This is a genomic window from Caulobacter flavus (assembly GCF_003722335.1).
Taxonomy (GTDB): Bacteria; Pseudomonadota; Alphaproteobacteria; order Caulobacterales; family Caulobacteraceae; genus Caulobacter; species Caulobacter flavus.
The window spans coordinates 4,878,658-4,899,452 of record NZ_CP026100.1 but is presented as its reverse complement, the minus strand read 5'-3'; the positions used below and the strand labels follow the sequence as shown (position 1 = coordinate 4,899,452).

12 protein-coding genes and 4 tRNA genes are annotated in these 20,795 nt (G+C 69.2%); 13 read left to right on the top strand and 3 right to left on the bottom strand.

The genetic code is table 11. The features are described 5' to 3' along the window. The first annotated feature begins 99 nt into the window (after window positions 1-99). Window positions 100-1,077 carry a class 1 fructose-bisphosphatase gene (locus C1707_RS22240; protein WP_101714250.1) on the top strand — a complete coding sequence of 326 codons (978 nt, stop codon included), beginning with the start codon at window positions 100-102 and terminating at the stop codon, window positions 1,075-1,077. Window positions 1,078-1,117: 40 nt separating this feature from the next. On the opposite strand, the gene C1707_RS22235 is transcribed toward C1707_RS22240, so the two are convergent. Beyond that, window positions 1,118-1,717, bottom strand: coding sequence for a hypothetical protein (locus tag C1707_RS22235; RefSeq protein WP_101714249.1), 600 nt, complete (start codon window positions 1,715-1,717; stop codon window positions 1,118-1,120). Window positions 1,718-1,943: 226 nt separating this feature from the next. Between C1707_RS22235 and recJ the strand changes: the two genes are divergently transcribed. The 8 genes from recJ to C1707_RS22195 all read left to right on the top strand — a co-directional run bounded on the left by recJ (window position 1,944) and on the right by C1707_RS22195 (window position 5,944). Continuing rightward, the gene (gene recJ, locus C1707_RS22230; protein ID WP_101714248.1) at window positions 1,944-3,764 is read left to right on the top strand and encodes a single-stranded-DNA-specific exonuclease RecJ; all 1,821 of its coding nucleotides are present in this window, start codon (window positions 1,944-1,946) and stop codon (window positions 3,762-3,764) included. Window positions 3,765-3,833: 69 nt separating this feature from the next. Further along, a tRNA-Glu gene (locus C1707_RS22225) sits at window positions 3,834-3,908 on the top strand. A gap of 57 nt (window positions 3,909-3,965) precedes the next feature. Further along, a tRNA-Glu gene (locus C1707_RS22220) sits at window positions 3,966-4,040 on the top strand. Window positions 4,041-4,213: 173 nt separating this feature from the next. Beyond that, on the top strand, window positions 4,214-4,804 hold the full coding sequence (gene cspD, locus C1707_RS22215; RefSeq protein WP_101714247.1) for a stationary phase survival cold shock domain protein CspD: 591 nt from the start codon (window positions 4,214-4,216) through the stop codon (window positions 4,802-4,804). 68 nt (window positions 4,805-4,872) lie between these two features. Next, window positions 4,873-5,355, top strand: coding sequence for a DUF192 domain-containing protein (locus C1707_RS22210; protein WP_101714246.1), 483 nt, complete (start codon window positions 4,873-4,875; stop codon window positions 5,353-5,355). A gap of 77 nt (window positions 5,356-5,432) precedes the next feature. Further along, window positions 5,433-5,509: transfer RNA gene (locus tag C1707_RS22205), tRNA-Pro, on the top strand. 26 nt (window positions 5,510-5,535) lie between these two features. Then, entirely contained in the window at window positions 5,536-5,841 is a 306-nt protein-coding gene (locus tag C1707_RS22200; RefSeq protein ID WP_058346925.1) for an ETC complex I subunit, read from the top strand. Window positions 5,842-5,867: 26 nt separating this feature from the next. Continuing rightward, window positions 5,868-5,944: transfer RNA gene (locus C1707_RS22195), tRNA-Arg, on the top strand. A 700-nt stretch (window positions 5,945-6,644) separates the two neighbouring features. On the opposite strand, the gene C1707_RS22185 is transcribed toward C1707_RS22195, so the two are convergent. Further along, a complete protein-coding gene (locus tag C1707_RS22185; RefSeq protein ID WP_101714244.1) occupies window positions 6,645-12,593 on the bottom strand; it encodes a hypothetical protein in 5,949 nt (1,982 codons plus the stop codon). 255 nt (window positions 12,594-12,848) lie between these two features. Between C1707_RS22185 and C1707_RS22180 the strand changes: the two genes are divergently transcribed. Beyond that, the gene (locus C1707_RS22180) at window positions 12,849-14,222 is read left to right on the top strand and encodes an SWIM zinc finger family protein (RefSeq protein ID WP_145998439.1); all 1,374 of its coding nucleotides are present in this window, start codon (window positions 12,849-12,851) and stop codon (window positions 14,220-14,222) included. Continuing rightward, on the top strand, window positions 14,212-17,154 hold the full coding sequence (locus tag C1707_RS22175) for a DUF6493 family protein (protein WP_145998438.1): 2,943 nt from the start codon (window positions 14,212-14,214) through the stop codon (window positions 17,152-17,154). Before C1707_RS22180 ends, C1707_RS22175 begins: the two co-directional genes overlap by 11 nt. 90 nt (window positions 17,155-17,244) lie before the next feature. Here C1707_RS22175 and pgm read toward each other — a convergent pair whose 3' ends face one another. After that, entirely contained in the window at window positions 17,245-18,885 is a 1,641-nt protein-coding gene (gene pgm / locus C1707_RS22170) for a phosphoglucomutase (alpha-D-glucose-1,6-bisphosphate-dependent) (protein ID WP_101714241.1), read from the bottom strand. A gap of 364 nt (window positions 18,886-19,249) precedes the next feature. Here pgm and C1707_RS22165 point away from each other — a divergent pair, with 364 nt between their 5' ends. Together C1707_RS22165 and C1707_RS22160 are read left to right on the top strand one after the other, a co-directional pair. Further along, on the top strand, window positions 19,250-19,759 hold the full coding sequence (locus C1707_RS22165) for an RNA polymerase sigma factor (protein WP_101714240.1): 510 nt from the start codon (window positions 19,250-19,252) through the stop codon (window positions 19,757-19,759). Further along, on the top strand, window positions 19,749-20,711 hold the full coding sequence (locus C1707_RS22160) for a FecR family protein (protein WP_101714239.1): 963 nt from the start codon (window positions 19,749-19,751) through the stop codon (window positions 20,709-20,711). Before C1707_RS22165 ends, C1707_RS22160 begins: the two co-directional genes overlap by 11 nt. The last annotated feature ends 84 nt before the right edge of the window (window positions 20,712-20,795 follow it).

The window sequence follows — 20,795 nt, the reverse complement described above, 5'->3', positions numbered from 1 at the left end:
CAGCCGGCCCGGTCCCGCTCGTAATATTGTCGTACTAATCTGCGAGTCGCTCGCGCCGCGGCGATCATCGCCGCCTGTCCAGTCCGAGGCTCTGTTACCATGACCGCCCTGATCGATCTCGCCAGCCATCTCGCCGGCGATCCCTCCAGCCCCGCGGTCAAGACCGTCGTCACCGAAATCGCCGCCGCCTGCGCCCGCATAAGCCGCGTGGTGGCCGGCGGCGCCATCCTGGGCAATCTCGGCGCGGCCGGGATCACCAACGTCCAGGACGAGGAGCAGAAGAAGCTCGACATCCTGACCAACGACCTGCTGAGCGACGCCCTCAAGGCCTGCGAACCGGTCGCCGGCATCGCCTCGGAAGAGCTCGAGCACGTCGAGACCACCGGTCGCCATGGCGGCTATCTAGTCACCTTCGATCCGCTCGACGGCTCCAGCAACATCGACGTCAACGTCTCGGTCGGCACCATCTTCTCGATCCTGCCCGCGCCCGAAGGCCGCGAGCCGACCGAAGCCGACTTCCTGCAGCCGGGGCGTCACCAGGTCGGCGCCGGCTACGCCGTCTACGGCCCGCAGACCATGCTGGTGCTGACCCTGACGTCGGGCGTGGTCGGCTTCACGCTGTCGGCCGACGACCGCTGGCTGCTGACCCATGCGAAGTCGACCATCCCGGCCGACACCGCCGAGTTCGCGATCAACATGTCGAACCAGCGCCACTGGGCCGCGCCGATCCGCCGCTATGTCGACGGCTGCCTGCAGGGCAAGGAAGGCCCGCGCGCCAAGAACTTCAACATGCGCTGGGTGGCCTCGATGGTCGCCGACGTCCACCGCATCCTGATGCGCGGGGGGATCTTCATGTATCCTTGGGACGCCCGCGAGCCCACCAAGCCGGGCAAGCTGCGCCTGATGTACGAGGCCAACCCGATGGCCCTGATCGTCGAGCGGGCCGGCGGCAAGGCCACCGACGGCGTCACGCCTATCCTCGACCTGGCGCCCAGCAAGCTGCACCAGCGCGTGCCGGTGGTGCTGGGTTCGGCCAACGAGGTCGACGAAGTGGCCCGGGAAACGGTCGCCGGGTGACGGTTCGCGCCCTCTCCGTCGGGGGAGGGCGCTTCCATCGTCAGCGGGCGGGCGCCGCCTTCGAGCGCAGGGCGGCCGCGGTCGCCAGGATCGAGCCGATCAGCGCCAGTTCGCCGGCGTTGCCGAGCCAGAACACACCGCTGGCGGCGCTGCCGAACATCGCCAGGGCGCCCAGGCACAGCCAGGGCACGCCCGCGCGCCGCCACAGCAGCACGCCGACGCCGATCAGCACCAGGACCGTCACGATCGACGGGACGGGCGGGCTGGCCGCCGCGTGGGCGTAGCGCAGCGTGCCGCCGTATTCCTTGAGCACCAGATCCAGGCCGAGGATCTCGGTATAGGCGCCGAGCGCCACGAGCAGGGCGGTCAGGATCCACATCCAGGCCCGAAGGCGCAGCTTCGCGATCCAGAAGACGATCGGAATCAGCAGCGGCGTGAGAAGGCCGTGCGCCACGTAGCGCGGCACCGAAAGGGCGAACAGCAGGTCGCCGCCGCCGATCAGGGCTCCGGCGGCGACGATGGCGTTGTCCCAGCACAGCGCCAGGATGATGACGGTCAGCGGCCAGAGGCGGAGAGAGCCGGCGAAGACGCTGGCGGCCAGCATTCCCGCCGCCATCAGCCAGAACACGAGAGTGATCACGAGGGGGCTCCGTCCGATTCGCTGTCTCTACGAGGGGCCGAAACTAGAGCGCCCGCGAGCGTTGGCGCGCCTGGCGAACGAAGTCGCCGCCACACGATCAGGCTCCAGGCGGGTTTGGGCGCGCTCACGTCCGCTTTAGCCGCAGCGGCGTGTCATGGATCGAATCCCGCAAAGCGGATAGGGTCCCCCAATGCCCCAAGACGCTGATTTCAGGCTGGTTTAGCCCATGGCCGCCGACGGTCATGCCGTTCCCGCCGCCGCCGAGGCCTTCCTTGGCGTCGAGCGCTCGCTGTCGGGCCGCGCCTGGCGCGAGCGTCCCGCCGACGCCGCGGTCTCCCGTGACATCGCCCGCCTGCACGGCCTGTCCGAGCCGCTGGCTCGCGCCCTGGCGGCGCGGGGAATCACTCTGGACGGCGCGCGCGACTACCTGCAGCCGACCCTGAAGTCGCTGTTTCCCGATCCTTCCAGCTTCACCGACATGGACCGGGCCGCCGAGATCCTGGTCGACGCCCTGGAGCAGGGGCGGCCCACCATGGTGTTCGCCGACTACGACGTCGACGGCGCCACCAGCGCCGCCCAGCTGGTCCGCTGGTTCCGGCACATGGGCGTCGAGCTGCCGATCTACATTCCCGACCGCCTGAAGGAGGGCTACGGGCCAAGTCCGGCGGCCTTCAAGACCATCCGCGACACGGGCGCGGAACTGGTCGTCACGCTGGACTGCGGCGCGGCCGCCTACGACGCCATCGCCAGCGCCGCCACGATCGGGCTGGAGGTGGTGGTCATCGACCACCACCTGATGCGCGAGGACCCGCCGGCCGCCGCGGCCGTAGTCAATCCCAACCGGCCGGGCTGCCAGAGCGGGCAGGGCGTGCTGGCCGCCGCCGGCGTGACCTTCGTCCTCCTGGTCGCCCTCAATCGCGAGGCGCGAAAGCGCGGCCTGTTCGGGGAGGGGCGGCCCGAGCCTGACCTGCGCCAGTGGCTGGACCTGACGGCCCTGGGCGAGGTCTGCGACGTCACCCAGCTGGTGGGCTTCAATCGTTCGCTGACGGCCACCGGCCTGCGGGTGATGTCGAGCTGGGCCAATCCCGGTCTCAAGGCCCTGCTGGAGGTCGCCAAGGGGCAGGGGGCGGCCAGCGTCTTCCATGCCGGCTTCATCCTGGGCCCCCGAATCAACGCCGGCGGCCGCATCGGCCGCTCGGATCTCGGGGCGCGGCTGCTCTCGACCGACGATCCGATCGAGGCGCGGGCGCTGGCCGAGGAGCTCGACGCCCTCAACACCGAGCGCAAGGCCGTCGAGGCCGCCGTGGTCGAGGAGGCCGTGGCGATTCTCGAACGCAGCAGCAATTTCGATCCCAACGCGCCGGTCATCGTCGTGGCGGGCGACGACTGGCACCCCGGCGTCGTCGGCATCGTCGCCAGTCGCCTGCGCGAGCGCTATCGCAAGCCGACGCTCGTCATCGGCATCGACCGGGCGGCGGGAATCGCCAAGGGCTCGGGGCGTTCGCAGCCCGGCGTGAACCTGGGGCGGGCGGTGCAGGCGGCCTTCGAGGCCGGCATCCTGATGGCCGGCGGCGGGCACGCCATGGCCGCGGGCCTGACCGTGCGGCCCGATTCGATTCCCGAGCTGCGCGCCTTCCTGGAGGAGGCCCTGGCCGGCGAGATGGAGGCCGTCGGCGCCGAGTCGGTCGAGGTCGACGCCCTGGTGCAGCCCAGGGCCGCCAATCGCGGCCTCTGGACCGAGTTCCAGCAGATGGCGCCGTTCGGTCCCGGCAATGTCGAGCCGACCTTCGCGCTGGCCAGCGTGCGGCCCGAACGGGTTATGGCCCTGCGCGGCGGCCACGTGCGAGTCGACCTCGTCGGCCCCTCTGGCGATCGCATCAAGGCCGTTTCCTGGCGCTCGGCCGAGACCGATCTTGGCCGCCGGCTGCTGGCGGGCGGCGGCGCGCTGCATGTCGTGGGACGCCTGAAACCCGACGATTACATGGGCCGCGAAGGGGTCCAGCTCGAGATCGAGGACGCCGCCGACCCGCGCATGTGGACGGAATAAAAAAATCGCATCTGACCGCTTGCGCTCTCCGGGGAGCCTTTGTATATCCCCGGCTCCTCGCGGCGACGCGGTCCCTTCGTCTATCGGTTAGGACGCCAGATTTTCAATCTGGAGAGAGGGGTTCGACTCCCCTAGGGACTGCCAGTCGCGAGGCGTCTACTTTGAACTACTGCGGATTACCTTGCTTCTACGAAGCTTAGTGGTCCCTTCGTCTATCGGTTAGGACGCCAGATTTTCAATCTGGAGAGAGGGGTTCGACTCCCCTAGGGACTGCCAACCGCAGAGTTCAGAGTTTCCCATACGACACAGAAGGCGCGACTAAACGTCGCGCCTTTCGTATTGCGCGCTCTCCGCATCATTTGGCCATTGACGGCCATCCCTCCCCGAGAACAGTGTTATTCTTGTGGTGCTCGCTCCTTTGGGCTGTTTGGGCGAGCCAGAGGGGCGGAATGTCTGGTTACGACTTGGATGCATCGGGCGCGCACGAAGACCTCGTGCGCATCAGCGGCCGCGTGAAATGGTTCGACGTCGGCAAGGGCTACGGCTTCATCGTTCCCGACGATCCCGGCCAGACCGGCCTGAAGGACGTCCTGCTTCACGTCACCTCCCTGCGCAACTGCGGCCGCGAGTCGGCGCTCGAGGGCTCGGCCATCGTCTGTGACGTGGTCAAGCGGCCCAAGGGCTGGCAGGTCAGCGAGGTCGTCGACCTGGACGAGACCTCGGCCCCGTCGCCGCTGGAGCGTCCGCGTCGCACCTTCGACGATGCCGCGCCCCGGCGCGACGGGCCTCGCGGCTTCGGCGGCGCGGCGCGCCAGTCCCTGGAGCCGGCCGGTCCGCCGGAGCGGGCCAAGGTCAAGTGGTTCAACCGCACCAAGGGCTACGGCTTCGTCGTTCGCGACGAGGCGCCGGGCGACATCTTCGTGCACATCGAGACCCTGCGCCGCGGCGGGCTGGAAGACCTCCAGCCGGGCGACGACGTGATGGTCCGGTTCGCCCAAGGGCCCAAGGGCCTGGTCGTGGCCGAGATCACCGCCGCCTGAGGCGGCTTTTCCGGCCGCCGAGGGGCGGGTAGGGTGCTCGCTGGTTCCATGGTTCTGGCGAGGCGCTCTTGGCCCTTCTAGGCGATCCGCGGCGGCGCGACGCGCTACGGCTTCTGGCGGGCGTCGTGCCGGCCCTCGGCGTCGCGGATGCGGCTTTCGCGGCCGGTCCGCGTCTAGAGCCTCTGGAGCTGGTCACCAGTCGGGGCGTGGCCCGGTTCCAGGTCGAGATCGCCGCCACCGAAGCCGAGCAGCGCAAGGGGCTGATGTTCCGCAAGGCGCTGGCGCCCGACCGCGGCATGCTGTTCGTCTACAGGAAGCCGCAGCGGGCGGCGTTCTGGATGAAGAACACCCTGATCCCGCTCGACATCCTCTACATCGGTCCCGACGGCAGGATCCTGTCCATGGTCCGCAACGCCCGTCCGCACGACGAGACGCCGCTGCCGTCCGGCGGCCCGGTCCTCGGCGTGCTGGAGATCGCCGGCGGCCGGGCGGGGCAACTGGGCGTGCTTCCCGGCGACCGCGTGCGCCACAGGATCTTCCCCAAGGGCTGAGGCGCGTCGAAAATCCCGCCCGCGCAGGCTTGCGTTTCGACCCCAAAGCCGAGTAGGAGCAAGCCCTTGCTGGTGTCCGGAGCGTAGCGCAGCCTGGTAGCGCATCTGTTTTGGGAGCAGAGGGTCGCAGGTTCAAATCCTGCCGCTCCGACCACCTGGCAAAGCCGTTTGGAGAGGCCCATGCTCGCCCGCATCTATCGTCCCGCCAAGAACGCCATGCAGTCGGGCAAGGCCAAGACCAAGGACTGGGTGCTGGAATTCGAACCGGCCTCGGCCCGCAAGCCCGACCCGCTGATGGGCTGGACCCAGTCGAGCGACATGAACGGCCAGGTCCGTCTGACCTTCGAAACCCGCGACGAGGCCATCGCCTACGCCCAGCGGCACGAGATTTCGTTCCAGCTTTTCGAGCCGAAGGTTCCCAAGCGGATCATCAAGGCCTACGCCGACAACTTCGCGACCAACCGCAAGCAGCCCTGGACCCACTAGGTCCGGAACGCTGGGCCGGCGAGCGCGCGCCCTTAGCTCAGTTGGATAGAGCATTCGCCTTCTAAGCGAACGGTCGCAGGTTCGAATCCTGCAGGGCGCGCCATCGGCTTGGTGGCGAAGGTTTCCCGATAAAATCAAGCCCTTGTAGCTTGCGAGCCTGGTGCCTGTCTGGAGCCTGGGACAAGGGTCTTGGGCAACTATCCGATTTATTGAATATCGTTGGTTCCTCATTCATCAGGGTGGGGGAGGCTATCTGCACCTACCCACGGTCGCGCAGATCCGGGACGAGGGGCTCGCGCAGTTGGCCGACGCCCACGCCACGATCCGGCGCCGGATGCCCCTCGACACGGAAACTTTGCAGGCGATCTGTTTGGAGTGCGGGGCGGCGGACGACCTTACGGTGACGCCGAGCCAAGGCGTTCAGTGGCAGCCTCGGCAGACCGCCTTGCCCTGCGCGCATCCAGGCCGCGGAGAGACCTCCTATCTCTGGACCGTCGATGTCGTACCAGTGCAGCCCTGGACGTGCCGCGTCTGCCTTCAGACAGATCTGATCGTTCTGGGGATCAGGTCTTCCGTGCCGGAGGGCTTGTTGTCGACTCGAGCGCGGACAGTCGCAGGGGAAAATACGGCGGCGGCCCTGGCGTGCGCGTGATCAGGAGTTGGGTGAAGCCCAGCCTTTCGGACGCGTGCCTTGGGCGGAGGGCGCGAAGGCGGCGAAACCGGGGGTCTGATCGCGCGCAGAGGCAGACGTTCGGCCTGGAGGAGGCCGGAGATCCGCGCGAAAGGCGGATCTCCGGTTGCGGTCAGAACTTCCAGTTCAGCCCGATGAGACCGGCCTGGCGGCCGCCGTCGCCGAACTCGCCGGCATAGCTGGCCGAAACGGTCAGCCCCTTGCGCAGGTCGTAGGCGAGGCCGGCGCCACCGGTGACGAGGGTGTCGCCCCGGCGCAGACCCGTCACGGTGATCGGCGTCGCCAGCCCGGCCAGCGTGGCCGAGGCCGAGCCCTCGCCGCCGCTCACCATCGACCGCAAGCCCAGCGAGGCGAACGGATGCAGGCGGGCGCCGGCGTCCTGGCCGCCGATCAGCTCCACCTGGCCGTCGACGAACCAGGTCGATTCCTTGCGGGCCTGGACCGTCAGGGCGAAGGCGCCGCCGCCTTGCTCGGTGACGGCGTCGCGGCTGGTCCGCACGTAGCTGGCGCCGATGCGCGGCTGGACGACCCAGTCGGCGTTGAGCTTGGCGCTATAGGCCAGGTTCACGTCGGCGACCCAGCTCTTCAGCTCGTAGGCGCTCGACGCCGAGGCGCCGGCGGGCGCCACGCGGCGCGTATCGGCGTCGGCGGCGTCGTGGGCGGCCATGGCCGTCAGTTGCAGGCTGCCCAGGCGCACCTGGCCCTGCGCGCCGACCACGAAGCTGTCGGCGCTGGTGCGGGCGTCCAGGTCGCGGACGCGTTGGCGACCGTCGAGATAGCCGACGAACACGCCGGCCCAGGCCTGCTGCACGCCGTAGCCGACGCCCAGCAGACCGCCGGAGGTTTCGATGCGGCCGCTGGACACGCCGACCGCCGCGTCGCCGTCGAGCTTGCGGTTGCTGGTGATGGCCTGGCCGAAGCCGAACATGCCCGGCGTGGTCGGCGCGAACCGGCTCTGGACGCGCGAGGCGTCCACCACGGTCAGCCCGTTCTCGACCGCCAGCTGGGTCGCCGAGGCGTAGGCTTCGGGCGTCAGCCGCGCCAGGGCGCGCGGATCGCTCTTGTTGGTGGTGGCGTCCGCGAGGGACGACATGGCCTCCGAAAGCGACGCGCCGACCTTGTCCTCGATCAGCGCGGTGTTCAGCTGGCCGACCAGGGTGGTGATCTGCGAACTGAAGGCCGCGTCGGTCGAGAACAGGCCGACGGCCTGCAGGCGGTTGGCCGATTGCCCCAGATGCATGTTCAGGCCCTGGATGCCGTCGACCGTGGAGAAGGCACCCTCGATGCCGCCGTTGGCGACGATCAGGTCGATACGGCGACCCGGTGTCAGCGTCGAGGCGCCGACCAGCTTGAGGGTGGAGCCCTGGGCGATAGTCACCTTGCCCGAGACCGCCAGCTTGTCGGCCACGGCGGGCGTGATCTCGAACAGCGCCGTCGAGCCCGAAGCGAGCGCTACGTTGCCAGTCACGGTCATCGTCCCGGGCGAGGCGCCGGGGCTCAGCGTGCCGGACACGGCGATGTCGCCGGTCACCGCGCCCGCCGAACCGAAGGTCGCGCCTCGGCCGACCGAGATGCGGGCGGCCGAAAGGCGGGATCCGGCGAGGCCGATCAGGCGGCCGTTCTGGACCTCGACGCTGTCGAAGCCGTAGTCGCCCGACATGCTGATCACGCCGGACTGCACACTGAGGGTCTCGAAGCCCTCGAAGCGCGCTCCGCCAAGGGCGATCGGCGCGGTGTCAACGCCGCCGAGCGCCAGTTCCAGGCGGTCGCGGCCGCCGCCGCCCACGGCCGACCCCGTGAAGGCCGCGCCGGTGGTCAAGCGCAGGACGTCGTCGCCGCCGCCCAGGTCGAGCGCGCCGGAGAACGCGCCGGCCAGGTTCACGGTGTTGGCGTCGCCGCTCAGGGTGAGGGCGCCGGCGTCCAGCGTCGCGCCGGCCGCCAGGGTGAAGTCCTTGCTGTTGGTGATCAGGCGCTCGAACTTGGCCGCGCCGCCGGTGAAGCTCAGCGCGCCCGTGCCGGTGACCTGCAGGGTCTCGAACTGCTGGAGTTGGTCGCCGCGCAGCGACAAGTCCGACGTCAGGTCGATGGCCACCCGGTCGTTGCCGGCGCCGCCCAGGACCGTGCCCAGAAGCTGGCCGCCGGCCGCCATCTGAAACACGTCGTCGCCCGCGCCCAGGTCGACGACGCCGTTCAGCACGCCGCCGGAGAGGATCGACAGCGTCTGGCCGCCGTCGCCGCTGAAGCGCGTGGCGTCGTCCGCCGCGCCCAGGGTTCCGGACACGGCCAGCTGGCCGCCGTCCAGGGCGATGGTCTCGAAGCCGGTCAGCGACCCGGCAAGGGTCACGGGACCCGTGGTGGTGAAGCGGATGGCGTCCGAGCCCGCGCCGCCCGCATAAGCGCCGCCAAGTGCGGCGAACTCCAGTTGCAGGCTGTCGTCGCCGGCGCCCAGGTCGACCACGGCGATATCGGCGTCCAGCCTGACGGCCTCGCTGTCGGCCCCGCCGGTAAGGCGGCCGACGGTGCGTCCGCCCGAGGTCAGCTGGAGGTTGGATCCGGCCAGGCTGATGGAATCCCAGTTCTGGTCGAGGGTGAGGGTCAGGTTGCCGGCCCCGGTGACGCCCAGATGTTCGAAGCCGGTTCGGCTATGGATGCCCGAGCGGTCGCCGGCCAGTTCGACGATATAGGTGTCCGAGCCCGCGCCGCCGTTGATCGTGCCGGCGACGGTGGATCCCCAGCCTTCGGTGAAGCTGTCATCGCCCGCGCCCAGCTGGACCGAGCCGCCGATCGAACCGCGGTTCACCACGCTGTCGACGCCGTCGCCCAGCGAGACCCCGCCGGAGATCGAGCCTTCGACCCGCAGGTGTTCAGAGCCCGCGCCGCCGCTGAAGGTGAGGGCGCCGGTGGTGCTCACGCGATCGCCGGCCAGCACGACCGCCGAGCCGTTTTCCAGCACGATGGGGCCGGTTCCGAACGCGCCGACGTAGTTGATGCTGCCGCCGCCGATCTGCTTGAAGCTCTCGAAGTTGATGAACTGCGAGGTCGAGATCGTGCCGCCGCCGGTGGAGTCGATGACCAGGGTGTCGAGGCCGAAGCCGCCGTCCACCGTGCCGTTCATCTTGCCGCCGACCCACTGGACGAAGGTGTCGTTGCCGTCGCCCAGGTTCACCGCGCCGTTGATGGTTCCGTAGTTCTCGATCCGGTCTTCGCCCCAGCGCAGGTCGATGTCGCCGTTGATGACGCCGTCGTTGCGGATGGTCGTGGTCGCGTAGCCGCCGACGACGATGGCCCTGCCGCCGGCGCTGGTGATCTCGCCGCCGGCCGCGTTGGTCACGGTCAGGGTCGAGCCGGTATCGGCGCGGATCGCGTCGGCGCCGGTGCTCTTGACGACGCCGCTGTTGGTCAGCGCGAACGGCCCCAGGCCGTAGGGATAGTCGTAGGTCATGTGAACGGCGACGCCGGCGGTGACGATGCTGCCGCTGTTGTCGATCGTCGAGGCGTTCTTCACGCCGACCGCCGCCGCGCCGCCGCTGATCTGCGAGATCGCGCCGGTGTTGGTGAAGGTCTTGGCGCCGTTCACGCCGACGGCGCCGCTGAGCGAGATCGTGCCGGAATTGATCACCGAGGCGCCGCCGAGGATGGCGTTTACCGTGTAGAACGAGGAGTTCGCGCCGCTGACCGAGATCTTCCCGGTGTTTTCGAAGGTCGCCTGGTCATGCAGGCCGATGGCGTTGTTCGTGGTGCCCGAGGACGGCCAGCCGCCCGATTGGGTGTAGGTCAGCGCGCCGCGGCTGATGATCGACATCGGCGCGGTCGTCGTGTCGCTGGGCTGGCCGTAGTCGCCGTAGAGGGCGATGAGGTTGGTCCAGTTGGTGGTGATGTCGGCCGTCAGGTCGAGCGAGCCTTGCCCGGTGACATTGAGCGTCGTTTTCAGCACGGGTACGACGCTCACCTTGGCCTGCGCGTTGTTCTGCAGCACCAGGCCCAGCCCTTCGAAGCCGGTGGGCAGGTCGATAGTCGTGGTCGTGTCCGCGCCGATGCGCAGCACCAGGCGGTCCGTGCCGGCGCCGGCGTCGACCCGGCCGGTCACGCCCAGGAAGCGGCCGTCGACGTAGCGGGTCAGGTCGGTGACGAAGACGTCGTCGCCTTCGCTGAGCAGCAGGTTGCCGTTCAGCGTGCCGCCGTTGTCGGTGTAGGCGTCTCGCGACGGGTAGAGCGTCGGGGTCTGCGTGAAGTCGATGTCGCCGTTGATCACGCCCGCGTTCGCGACACGATTGCCGCTCAGCGAATTGATGCTCGTCTTGATGGCGACCGGACCGGTGATGACGCCGCCAGCGAGATTCTCGACGAACGACTGCGACACCAGCACGGCGGGGCCGTTGGTCGCGGTGATCGTGCCGCTGTTGCTGACGGTCGTGCCGCTCGCGCTGACGCCTTCCTCGACGCCGGTGACCGTCCCGGTGTTGACGAAGCCGCCGCCGGGATAGCTGAAGCTGGATTGCGCGACGCCGGTCGTGCGCGAGCGGATCACGCCGTTGTTGCGGAACAGGCCGGACGAGGACACGCCCAGTCCGTCGGCGTCGACGAGGCCGTTGTTGACGAACGCGGTCACTTCGCCGTTCCGAAGCGCCAGGCCGTTGCCGCCGTTGGTGGCGAAGACGTCGCCGTTGTTGGTGAAGGCGATCGGGCCGTCGGCGATGAGGGCGTAGTCGTTGGCCAAGCCAAAGCCGGGCGAGGAATGGTCGCGGACGAAGTTGATGTCGCCGTTGTTGACGAAGTCGATCTTGGCGTAGCTGTTGAAGGGCGTCTTGAGGCTGAGCCCCTGGTTCGTGGAGGCGAAGTTGGTGTTGGACACCACCTTGCCCGCGCCCACGAAGGTCAGGTTGTTGAGCGAGCCGGTCTCGAACGTCGCGGTCGCGTTGGCGCCGAGGCGGATCTGCAGGCTCTGGAAGTTAGTGGGCAGCACGACGCGTCCCTCCAGGCCGTCGAGCACCGCGTCCTGCGTCAGGTCCATCATCAGGACGTTGTTGCCGCCGCCGCCGTCGATGCGCCCGGTGACGCCCAGGATGGCGCCTGTCGCCAGGTCGATCTTGGTGATCAGGGTGTCGTCGCTGGATCCCAGCAGGACGTCGCCCTGGATCGTTCCGCCGACGTTGTCGAACTGGTTGCTGTAGCCTGAACCGTAGCCCGCGCCGGAACTCACGACGGAGCCGATGATGGTACCCCGGTTCTTCATCGTCAGCGAGTAGTTGCTCGCCTGGATGGCGATGGGGCCCGCCGACGAGATCACGCCGCCCGCTTCGTTCTGGATCGCCAGGTAATAGGCCGAGCTGATCGCCGGACCCGCGCCCAGATTGGTGATCTGGCCGGTGTTGACGATCGAGCCGCCGGTGAACTCCAGGGCGATGGTCGCGGCCGTGCCGTTCGAGCGCATCAGGCCGCTGTTGTCGATCGGGCCGGCGTAGGGGCGGGCGTTGGTCGGGCCGCTGCGGTAGGCGCTGCCCGAACCGCCGTCGATCGTGCCGGCGTTGATCAGGTTGCCGACCGCCGCGTCGATGCCGCCGATGAAGGCGCCCTGGCGGTTCCGCACCGTGCTGAAGCCGGCATAGTCACCGGCCAGCAGGGCCGGGCCGGAGGTCGAGGTGATCTGGCCGCTGTTGTCCAGCGACACCGTGGCGGTGGACCAGAAGCTGGAGCCCTGCGCCTTGATCGCGGTGGCGCCGGTGATCTCGCCCGCAGCCCCGACCCTGATGTCGAGGGTGACGTAGTTGGAGTTCGACGAGGGCAGGGAGCTGGCGACCACGCCGACGCCGGCGCCGCCGTCGATGCGGCCGTCGACGTTCAGCGTCTGGCTGACGCTATAGAGCGAAGTCGCCTCGATCGTCGCGAGAAAGGCCGCGTCGTCGCCGGCGCCCGGCGTCAGGAGCGCGCCCGACTGGATGTTGGCCGTGACCGAGCGCGAGACCGTCAGGCCGTCGCTGCTGACGCCCGAACAGACGATCGGTCCGGTGCTGTAGAGGGGCAATGGATCCGGCAGGCAGGCCGCGGCGGCCGCGCCGCCCATTCCCATCGTCAACGCGATGACGCTGCAACCCAACAGACGCTTGCGCTTCGATCGCGCGAAACCAACCGACTCTACCACTGGAACAAAGCCCCCAAAACACACTCTACGTACGCGGGTTCTGTAGCTGTGCTGTAACATCACGTCGAGTGGGCAGCTTGGCTGATACCCGACATGCGGTTTGGGCGCCGTAAGGCGCCAAGCTTCTGCGCCCTGCCACCGAAGGTGGAATGGGTTCGAATTGTCTAGTATCGAGGCTTGAGCACGTCTTCCCGGGGAACGAACCTGTCAGCGGCCATCGACTTTACCTATCGCTACGCCGCCCCCTCGCGGGTGGAGCCCAGTGGGCGAGGGGGGGCGCAGCTGTCGCTGGCGACCTGCAGCGCCGATCACGCCCAGCCCTATTTCTTCGATGGCCGCATGCGCCATCCGCGCATGGTCGGCGAGATGCTGCATGTGCTGAGCGACGTCGTCCGGACGCACTTTTTCCTGCCGCGTCCGGCCCTGCTCGATCCGGTGCTGACCAGCAACGAGGATATCCTGCGGCTCGAGGGCTTCAGCGGTTGCTGCGGTGTATATGCACGCGTCGACCTGCCGTCCTCGGCCTTCGACGGCGAGCGCCAGGGCCGGGGAACCACCAATGTCGATTTCAACGTCGACATGCGCAACGCCTTGCTGCGCCTGCGTGACGACGAGGACGTCGCCTTCGCCGTCGGCGCCGAGGAGGTGGTGCTCAGCCGCGGCGCCGATCGCACCGTCGAAAAGAAGGTCAAGTTGCCCCTTCGCTGGATCAAGGGGTTCAGTGAGGTGCAGGCCTACCAGCCCAGGCTGGAGTTGAAGATGGAGGTAAGCGCCGCCGAGGCGCTGCGTTTCGTCCGGACCCTGCCGCAGGCCTCGCGACCGAAGATGCCCAGCTACGCGGCGTCGGTCGGGCGGTCGATACGGCTCAGCCAGCGGCCCCAGAAGGGCGCGGTCCCGATCCTGGGAACCCATCGGGTGAAGGTCGTCGAGCCCCTGCTGCTGCGCGCCCAGAGCCTGAAGGTTTGGGCCGACGACAGCAGCGGCGCCAGCGCCTGGGAGGTCTGCTACCCCCAAGGCAGCTTCTTCCTGATGATCAGCCCCGAGGTCTATCGGGGTTTCTCGGGTGAAGGGCAGGTGCTGTCCGCCCTGGCCAGGCCGCCATCGGAGCTGGTGATCGCCAAGGTGCGCGCCAGCCTGAAGTGGCAGTCGCAGCTGGATACCGGCTTGTTGGCGCCGGCGCTCGGGCTGGACGTCGACGAGGTGACCGGGGCGCTGGCCGTGCTGGGCGCGCGCGGACTGGCGGGTTTCGACGCCAATGCGCGCCAGTATTTCCACCGTGAGCTGCCGTTCGACCTGGCCAAGGTCGAGGAGATGCAGCCGAGGCTTGGGGCCGCCCGCCAACTCGTCGAGGCCGGCAAGATCCGGCCGCTTGGCGGCGTCGGGACCTTCGCCGTGCAGGGCACGGGGACCGAGCATCACGTGAGGCTGTCCGAAGACCAGGACGTCTGCACCTGTCCGTGGTTCAGCAAGCACCAGGGGCAGCGCGGCCCCTGCAAGCACATCCTGGCCGCGTCGCTCGTGTGCAACGGAGCCGATGGCCATGACGCCTGAGACGCTGGAGGACCTGGTCCTCGCGCCGGGCGACGCCTGGCCGTTGCAGCAGGCCTGCGCCGGTCTGGACGAAAAGGCGCGGGCGAAGCTTTCGTCGGCGGCGCAGAAGCTTCACCGGCAGCTGGAAACCTCCAAGGCGAACAAGGGGGCGTCGGATCGGCTGAAGGCTCTGCTGGCCTCGCGCGGCAAGGAGGGCTGGCGGTTCTACAGCTCGTCGCAGAACAACAAGGCCATCCTGGCCCTGTTCGCGTTGGGCCCGTTATCGGCGGTGAAGAAGCGCGACGCGCATGTCTGGAGCGGCCAGGACGTGGCCCAGCGTATCATCTCGGACCGCCGGCCGCCCTGGATGGACGAGTGGCTCGTCCACGACCTGGAACAGGCCATCACCTGGGTAGAACTGCCGATGATCCTGGCCTGGGTGAAGGAAGGGGTCTGCCGCAAGCCGGACGTCGAGGGCTACTCCCGGATGTTCGCCGCCTACCTGATGCGCCCCCAGGAGCGAGGGGGAACCGCGCCGGCGCCGCCGATCAGCCGCCAGCTGCTGGACGAGCCGTCCCTGCTCGAGGACGTGTGGCGCCTGTTCGAGGTCGAGACCATCGCCTTCAACACCAACGGCTGGCTCACGAGCGGCGCCAGCCCGGACTACGAGACGTGGCCCCAGGCGCTGGTGAAGCTGTCAGAACAGGGCGTTCTTGATCGGGCCAGGCTGCTGCGGGCCGCGCTCGACGGTCTGAGGCTGGACATCAAGGAGAACCAGCTCGCCGGCTTCCATCGCTTCTACGCGCTGATGGCGCCGACCGGCCCGGAGATCCTGCAGCACCAGCCGCTCTACATCGACCTGCTGTGCCATCCGGTCGGCCATGTGGTGAAGTTCGCCATCGACATGCTGGCCAAGGTCGAGAAGCTGGGCGCCCTGCAAACCGACGCCGTGCTGCGCGAGGTCCAGGGCGTGTTCGCCAGCGCGGGCAAGGGCAACGCCATGGCGGCCCTGAAGCTGATCGAGCGCCTCGCCGCGCGCGACGAGCAAGCCCGCCCGCAGTGCCTCGTCGCGGCCGTCGAGGCGTTGCGGCACGTGAATGCGGACGTGCAGGCCAAGGCGCTGAGCTTCCTGCAGGCGAACGCCGACCGGCTGGACGAGACGCGCCGTGCGTCGATCGCCGAGCTCGAGGACTTCGTCGCCGCGAGCAACAAGCCAGGTCTGCTGGCGTTGGCCGGCCAGGCTGCCGGCGAGCCGGCGGCGCGCGCGGCGCCGGCCTCGGCCTCCGGCGTTCCGCTCCAGCCGGCGGTTGAGGCCTATGTCCCGATCAGGGAAGACATCGCCGGTCAGGCGATATTGTCGGAAGAGACGGTGCTGGCGCCGATCATGTCCGTGGACGTGCTGATCGACAGGGTGCTGCACGCGGTGGAGGTCGTCGACGGCCCGGACGAGATCGAGCTGATCATCGATGCGATCGGCCGCCTGGCCGGTTCGCCTCAGTCGCCGGGTTTCGAGCGTCGGGTCGCCCCGCTGGCGCACCGGATCAAGAGCAGGGGCGGGGGCTCCAACGGACTCGGGGCCGTCAGCGTGGGCGTGGGGCCGGCCCTCGTCGACCTCGTCCTCAGCTGGGCGGAAGGCCGGCTCTACCGAACCGAGCATCCCCATTCGCAATACTACACGCAGGACGACGCCTTCACGCCGATGATCGCTCATCTGCGAACCGTCGCCGGCCGGGCGGCGCGACGTGAGAGCCGCCAGCTGCTGTCGGCGCCCACGCACCGGGGCGGCTGGATCGATGTGGGCGTCTGGATGGATCGCCTGCACGCGCTCGCCCATGTCCCGGGGCTGGAGCAGGCGATGGATTTCCGCCTGTCGCTTTTGCGATTGGCGCCGGACGGACGCGCGCAGGCCTTGGAGCGGGCGGCTGCGCTGCCGGCCGCCTTGCGTCGCTTCGTGGTCTTCGCCCTGGGCGGCGAGGCTCCGCCCGCCAAGGAGGATCGCAAGGACTATGCCGTTCTGATCACCGCGGCGCGGTGCCGCGCGCCGCTGGCGGACTGGACCGAGGCCTTCGCGCCGCTCGGCCTGGACGACGAGTGGCCCGACAGCCTCAGCCCCGCGCGATACGACTGGCGGTCCGAGCAGAAGGTCGTGAAGCATGACGCGATGCAGTGGAAGCTGCCTCAGTTCCACGTCAGGGTGAGCCGGGCGGTCGCGCCCGCGCCGGAAGCCAAGGGCGGACTGATCGGCCGCCTGGCCCAGTCCATCCAGGGACGGATCGCGACGCAATGGAGCGAGCTGCCGACGGCCGCGTCGGCCCGCCGGATTGAGGCCAAGCACTTCGCCGGCGATCTCAACACCATCTGGGTGACGCAGTGGCTGGCTCATCTGTGGCCGCAGAACCCGACCGGGGCGCAGATGAAGGGCGTTTCCAAGCTGTCGGAGCGGATCGACGAGAACAGCAGCAATTGGACGCCCGGTTTCGGCTTCCTCGACTCCCTGTTCCAGAAGAACCGTCCGTGGGGCGAGATCGGGCATCTGCTGCTGTGCATGGGCCTGATCGGCAAGGACGCCGACGTCAAGGGACTGGCCGTCGACGCCCTGATCGAAGGGATCGAGGGCAGGGTGTTCGACCCGGCGATCTTCGCGGACGTCATGGCGCGACTGGGCGAGGGCAAGTGGGGCAAGCTCAATCGCCTCGGTGAAGCCCTGCTGCAGGTCGTGCCGGTCTCCGCGCTGCATGCCCAGGCTGTCTTCGAGGCGCTGAATGCCTGGCTGCCGCGCCTGGATCTGAAGGAGCGCAGCGCGGTCCACGTGCTCGAAGTCCTGCGCGAGACCCAGGCGCTGACCGGGCGGCCGCTTTCCGTGTCGGCCCTCTCGGCGCTGCGGGAGATGCAGGGCGCGGGGAAGGCGGCGAAACTGGCCAAGGATCTGTGTCGGCCGCACGTCGCCGCGTGAAGCCGGCGGGCCAGGTCGCTCGATGAGGTCGACGCTCATGAGCTCCTGGCCCGGATCGGCCCGTGGCGATCGCGGATCGTGGGCCGCGAACTAGGCGGTCTTGAGGACCTTGCCGACCAGGTCGCGGGCTTCGGTCTGCACGGCCTTGAGATGCTCGGGTCCCAGGAACGACTCCGCGTAGATCTTGTAGACGTCCTCGGTGCCCGACGGACGGGCTGCGAACCAGGCGTTCTCGGTCGTGACCTTCAGGCCGCCGATGGCCTCGCCGTTGCCGGGGGCGGCGGTCAGGATGCTGGTGATCGCCTCGCCGGCGAGGACCTGGGCCGACACGTCGGTGGGGCTGAGCGCGGCGAGCCTGGCCTTCTCGCGCCGATCGGCCGGGGCGTCGATGCGCGCGTAGGCGGGGGCGCCGTACCGGCCGGCGAGGTCGCCGTAGAGTTGGCTGGCGCTCTTGCCGGTGACGGCCTGGATCTCGGCGGCCAACAGGGACAGCAGGATGCCGTCCTTGTCGGTCGTCCACACCGAGCCGTCCTTGCGCAGGAAGGCGGCGCCGGCCGACTCCTCGCCGCCGAAGCCCACCGAGCCGTCCAGCAGGCCGGGCACGAAGTGCTTGAAACCGACCGGCGTCTCCAGGAGGCGACGGCCGAGGCCGGCGACGACGCGGTCGATCATCGACGACGACACCAGCGTCTTGCCGACGGCGACCCCGGCGGCCCACTGCGGGCGATGGGCGAAGAGGTAGGCGATGGCGACGGCCAGATAGTGGTTGGGGTTCATCAGGCCGCCGTCCGGCGTGACGATCCCGTGGCGATCGGCGTCGGCGTCGTTGCCGACGGCGACGTCGAACGGGGTCTGCCCGCTCATCATCTCGATCAGGTTGGCCATGGCGCAGGGCGACGAGCAGTCCATGCGGATCTTGCCGTCGCTGTCGAGCGGCATGAACGCCCACCGCGGATCGACCTTGTCGTTGACCACCGTCAGGTCCAGCCGATGGCGCTCGGCGATCTCGCCCCAGTAGGCGACGCTGGCGCCGCCCAGCGGATCCGCGCCGATCCGGACCCCGGCCGATCGGATGGCGTCCAGGTCGAGAATGGCCGGCAGGTCGTCGATGTAGCGGCCGAGGAAGTCATGGGCCTTGGCCTGGACCCGCGCGCGCTCGAACGGAACGCGGCGGACGTCGCGCAGCCCGTCTTCGAGCAGCTGGTTGGCGCGGGCGGCGACCGCCGAGGTGATCTCGCCGCCGGCGGGACCGCCCGAGGGCGGATTGTACTTGATGCCGCCGTCGCGCGGCGGGTTGTGCGACGGGGTGAGGAGAATGCCGTCGGCCTGTCCGGGCCGAACACGGTTGTAGGCCAGGATGGCGTGCGACACGGCCGGGGTCGGCGTGAAGCCGTCGGCGGCGTCGACCAGGGCTTCGACGCCGTTGCCGGCCAGAACCTCGAGGACCGAGCGCCAGGCCGGTTCCGAGAGGGCGTGGGTGTCGCGGCCGACGAAGACCGGTCCGGTGATCCCCTGGCTGGCGCGGTGCTCCACGATGGCCTGGGTGATCGCCAGGACGTGACCTTCGTTGAAGGCGCCATCCGCGCTCGAGCCGCGATGCCCCGAGGTGCCGAAGGCGACACGCTGGGCGACGTCGGCCATGTCCGGCTGCCGGTCGGCATAGGCGAGCACCAGGGCGTCGGTGTCGGTCAGGTCTTCAGGACGCGCCCGGCGGCCGGCGTGTTCGTGCATGGATATCCCCCGGAAATTACTGGCGGCTACTATGCGCTATTTCGATAAAGGTTCCGGCACGCTCGAAAAGAATTTCCGCGCGCAGGCGTGGAAGGCACGCGCGCCGCCTGTTTCGAGGGCAGGGCTCGGCGCTGTCGATGGGTTTGAGTTGGCGAAAGGCCAATTGGGGCCTCGCGACCGTCTGCGAGCCATGGCGCCCCGAGGCCTGGCTGGGGGGCGCACGATTCGCGCGCACCCCAGGCGGCGGGACGGGCGCGGTTCGCTGAGGCGGGCCACGAGCGCCGCCATCAAACCGACACCAAACCTAATCCGATCCGTCACGAGGCGCTCCTATAGCCACGCTCCGTCGAGGGAGGCTTAGCGGGTGATCGGGAACGAACAGGAGGTGGGACGGGCGCTGGCGACGCAGAACCGGATCCTGCTGGCCTATGTTCGGCGACGCCTTACCACGGCCGTCGACGCCGAGGACGTGGCCCAGGAGGCGATCCTGCGCGTGCTGGCCCGCGCGCGGGACACGCTGATCACCGACCCCCTGTTCTACGCCATGCGCGCGGCGCGCAACATTCTCGTCGACCGCGCCCGGCGGGCGGCCAACGTCCAGATCGACGACCTGGAAGCGGCGGAATTTTCCATCCATGGCGGCGCCACGCCGCTGGAGGCGCTGGACATGAGCGAGCGGTCGCGGCTGTGCCAGAGGGCGCTGGAGGCGATGCCGCCGTTGCGGCGCGAGGTCTTCGTGCGGCGGCGCGCGGGCGAGGAATCCTACGAGGCCATCGCCCGCGATCTGAAGCTGTCGATCGAGGCGGTGCAGAAGCATTATAGCCGGGCGGCCCAGACGCTGCGCCGGACGGCGGAGGGCCGCCATGTCGACTAGAGCGGTGAACCCGAAGGACGATCGCGAAGCCGCGCTGTGGGCCGACGCCCGCCGCGACAAGGCCTGGTCCGCCGAACAGCAGGCGGCCCTCGACCGCTGGCTGGAGGGCCGTCCCGATCGTCAGGACCTCTTGCGCCGCCACGAGGCCGTGCTCGACGACGCCGCCGTGATCTGGGCCACCCAGCGGCTGGCGCACGCGCGGTCCGCGCCGAGACGGCGCGCCTGGACACTGGGCGCCCTGGCCGGCGCCGGCTTGGCGGTCGTGGTCGGGTCAATCCTCGTGCTCGGCGGCGGCCTCGCGCCGCGCGGAGAGCTGATCGAGGGAACGCGTGGCGCGCCCAAGCCGATCGCTCTGGCCGACGGCTCGTCGATCCGGCTGAATGGTCAGAGCCAGGTGCGGGTGCAGCTGGGAGAGCATGAACGCCGCCTGCGCCTGAAGGGGGAGGGCTTCTTCGAGGTCGCGCCCGACAAGAGCCGGCCTTTCTCGGTCGAGGTCGACGGCGTGCGGGTCACCGCGGTGGGCACCCGCTTCAATGTCGATCAGCACCAGACGGCGGCCGGCACGGTGGTCGAGGTCGAGGTGTTCGAAGGCGTGGTGAGGGTCGCGGGGAAAGGCGACCCCGTCCACGTCCGGGCGGGCGAACTGGCGCGGGTGTCCGGCGGGATCGTCCAGCGCACGGTGCTGGCCCGGCCGGAACTGGAAACCGACGTGCCGCCCTGGGCCAAGGGTTGGCTGGAGTTCAACGAGGCCACCCTGGCCAGCGTGGTCGCGGATCTGGAACGGGCGACCGGCGTGCAGGTCACGCTGTCGGATCCCGCGCTGGGGCGGGTGCTGGTCAGCGGCCGCTTCGCCTATGACGATCCCGAGAACGCCCTGGCGGCGATGGCCAGGCTGCATGGCTTCAGGCTGACTCGTCAGAAGGCGGATCAGTTCGAGATTTCAGGCGGTTAGCGCTGCCTGGAACAAGTTTTTATGACAGCTGTCAGGACGTCGGCGGCCGCCGTCTAACCCCGTGACGATCAGTTTGATCGGAGG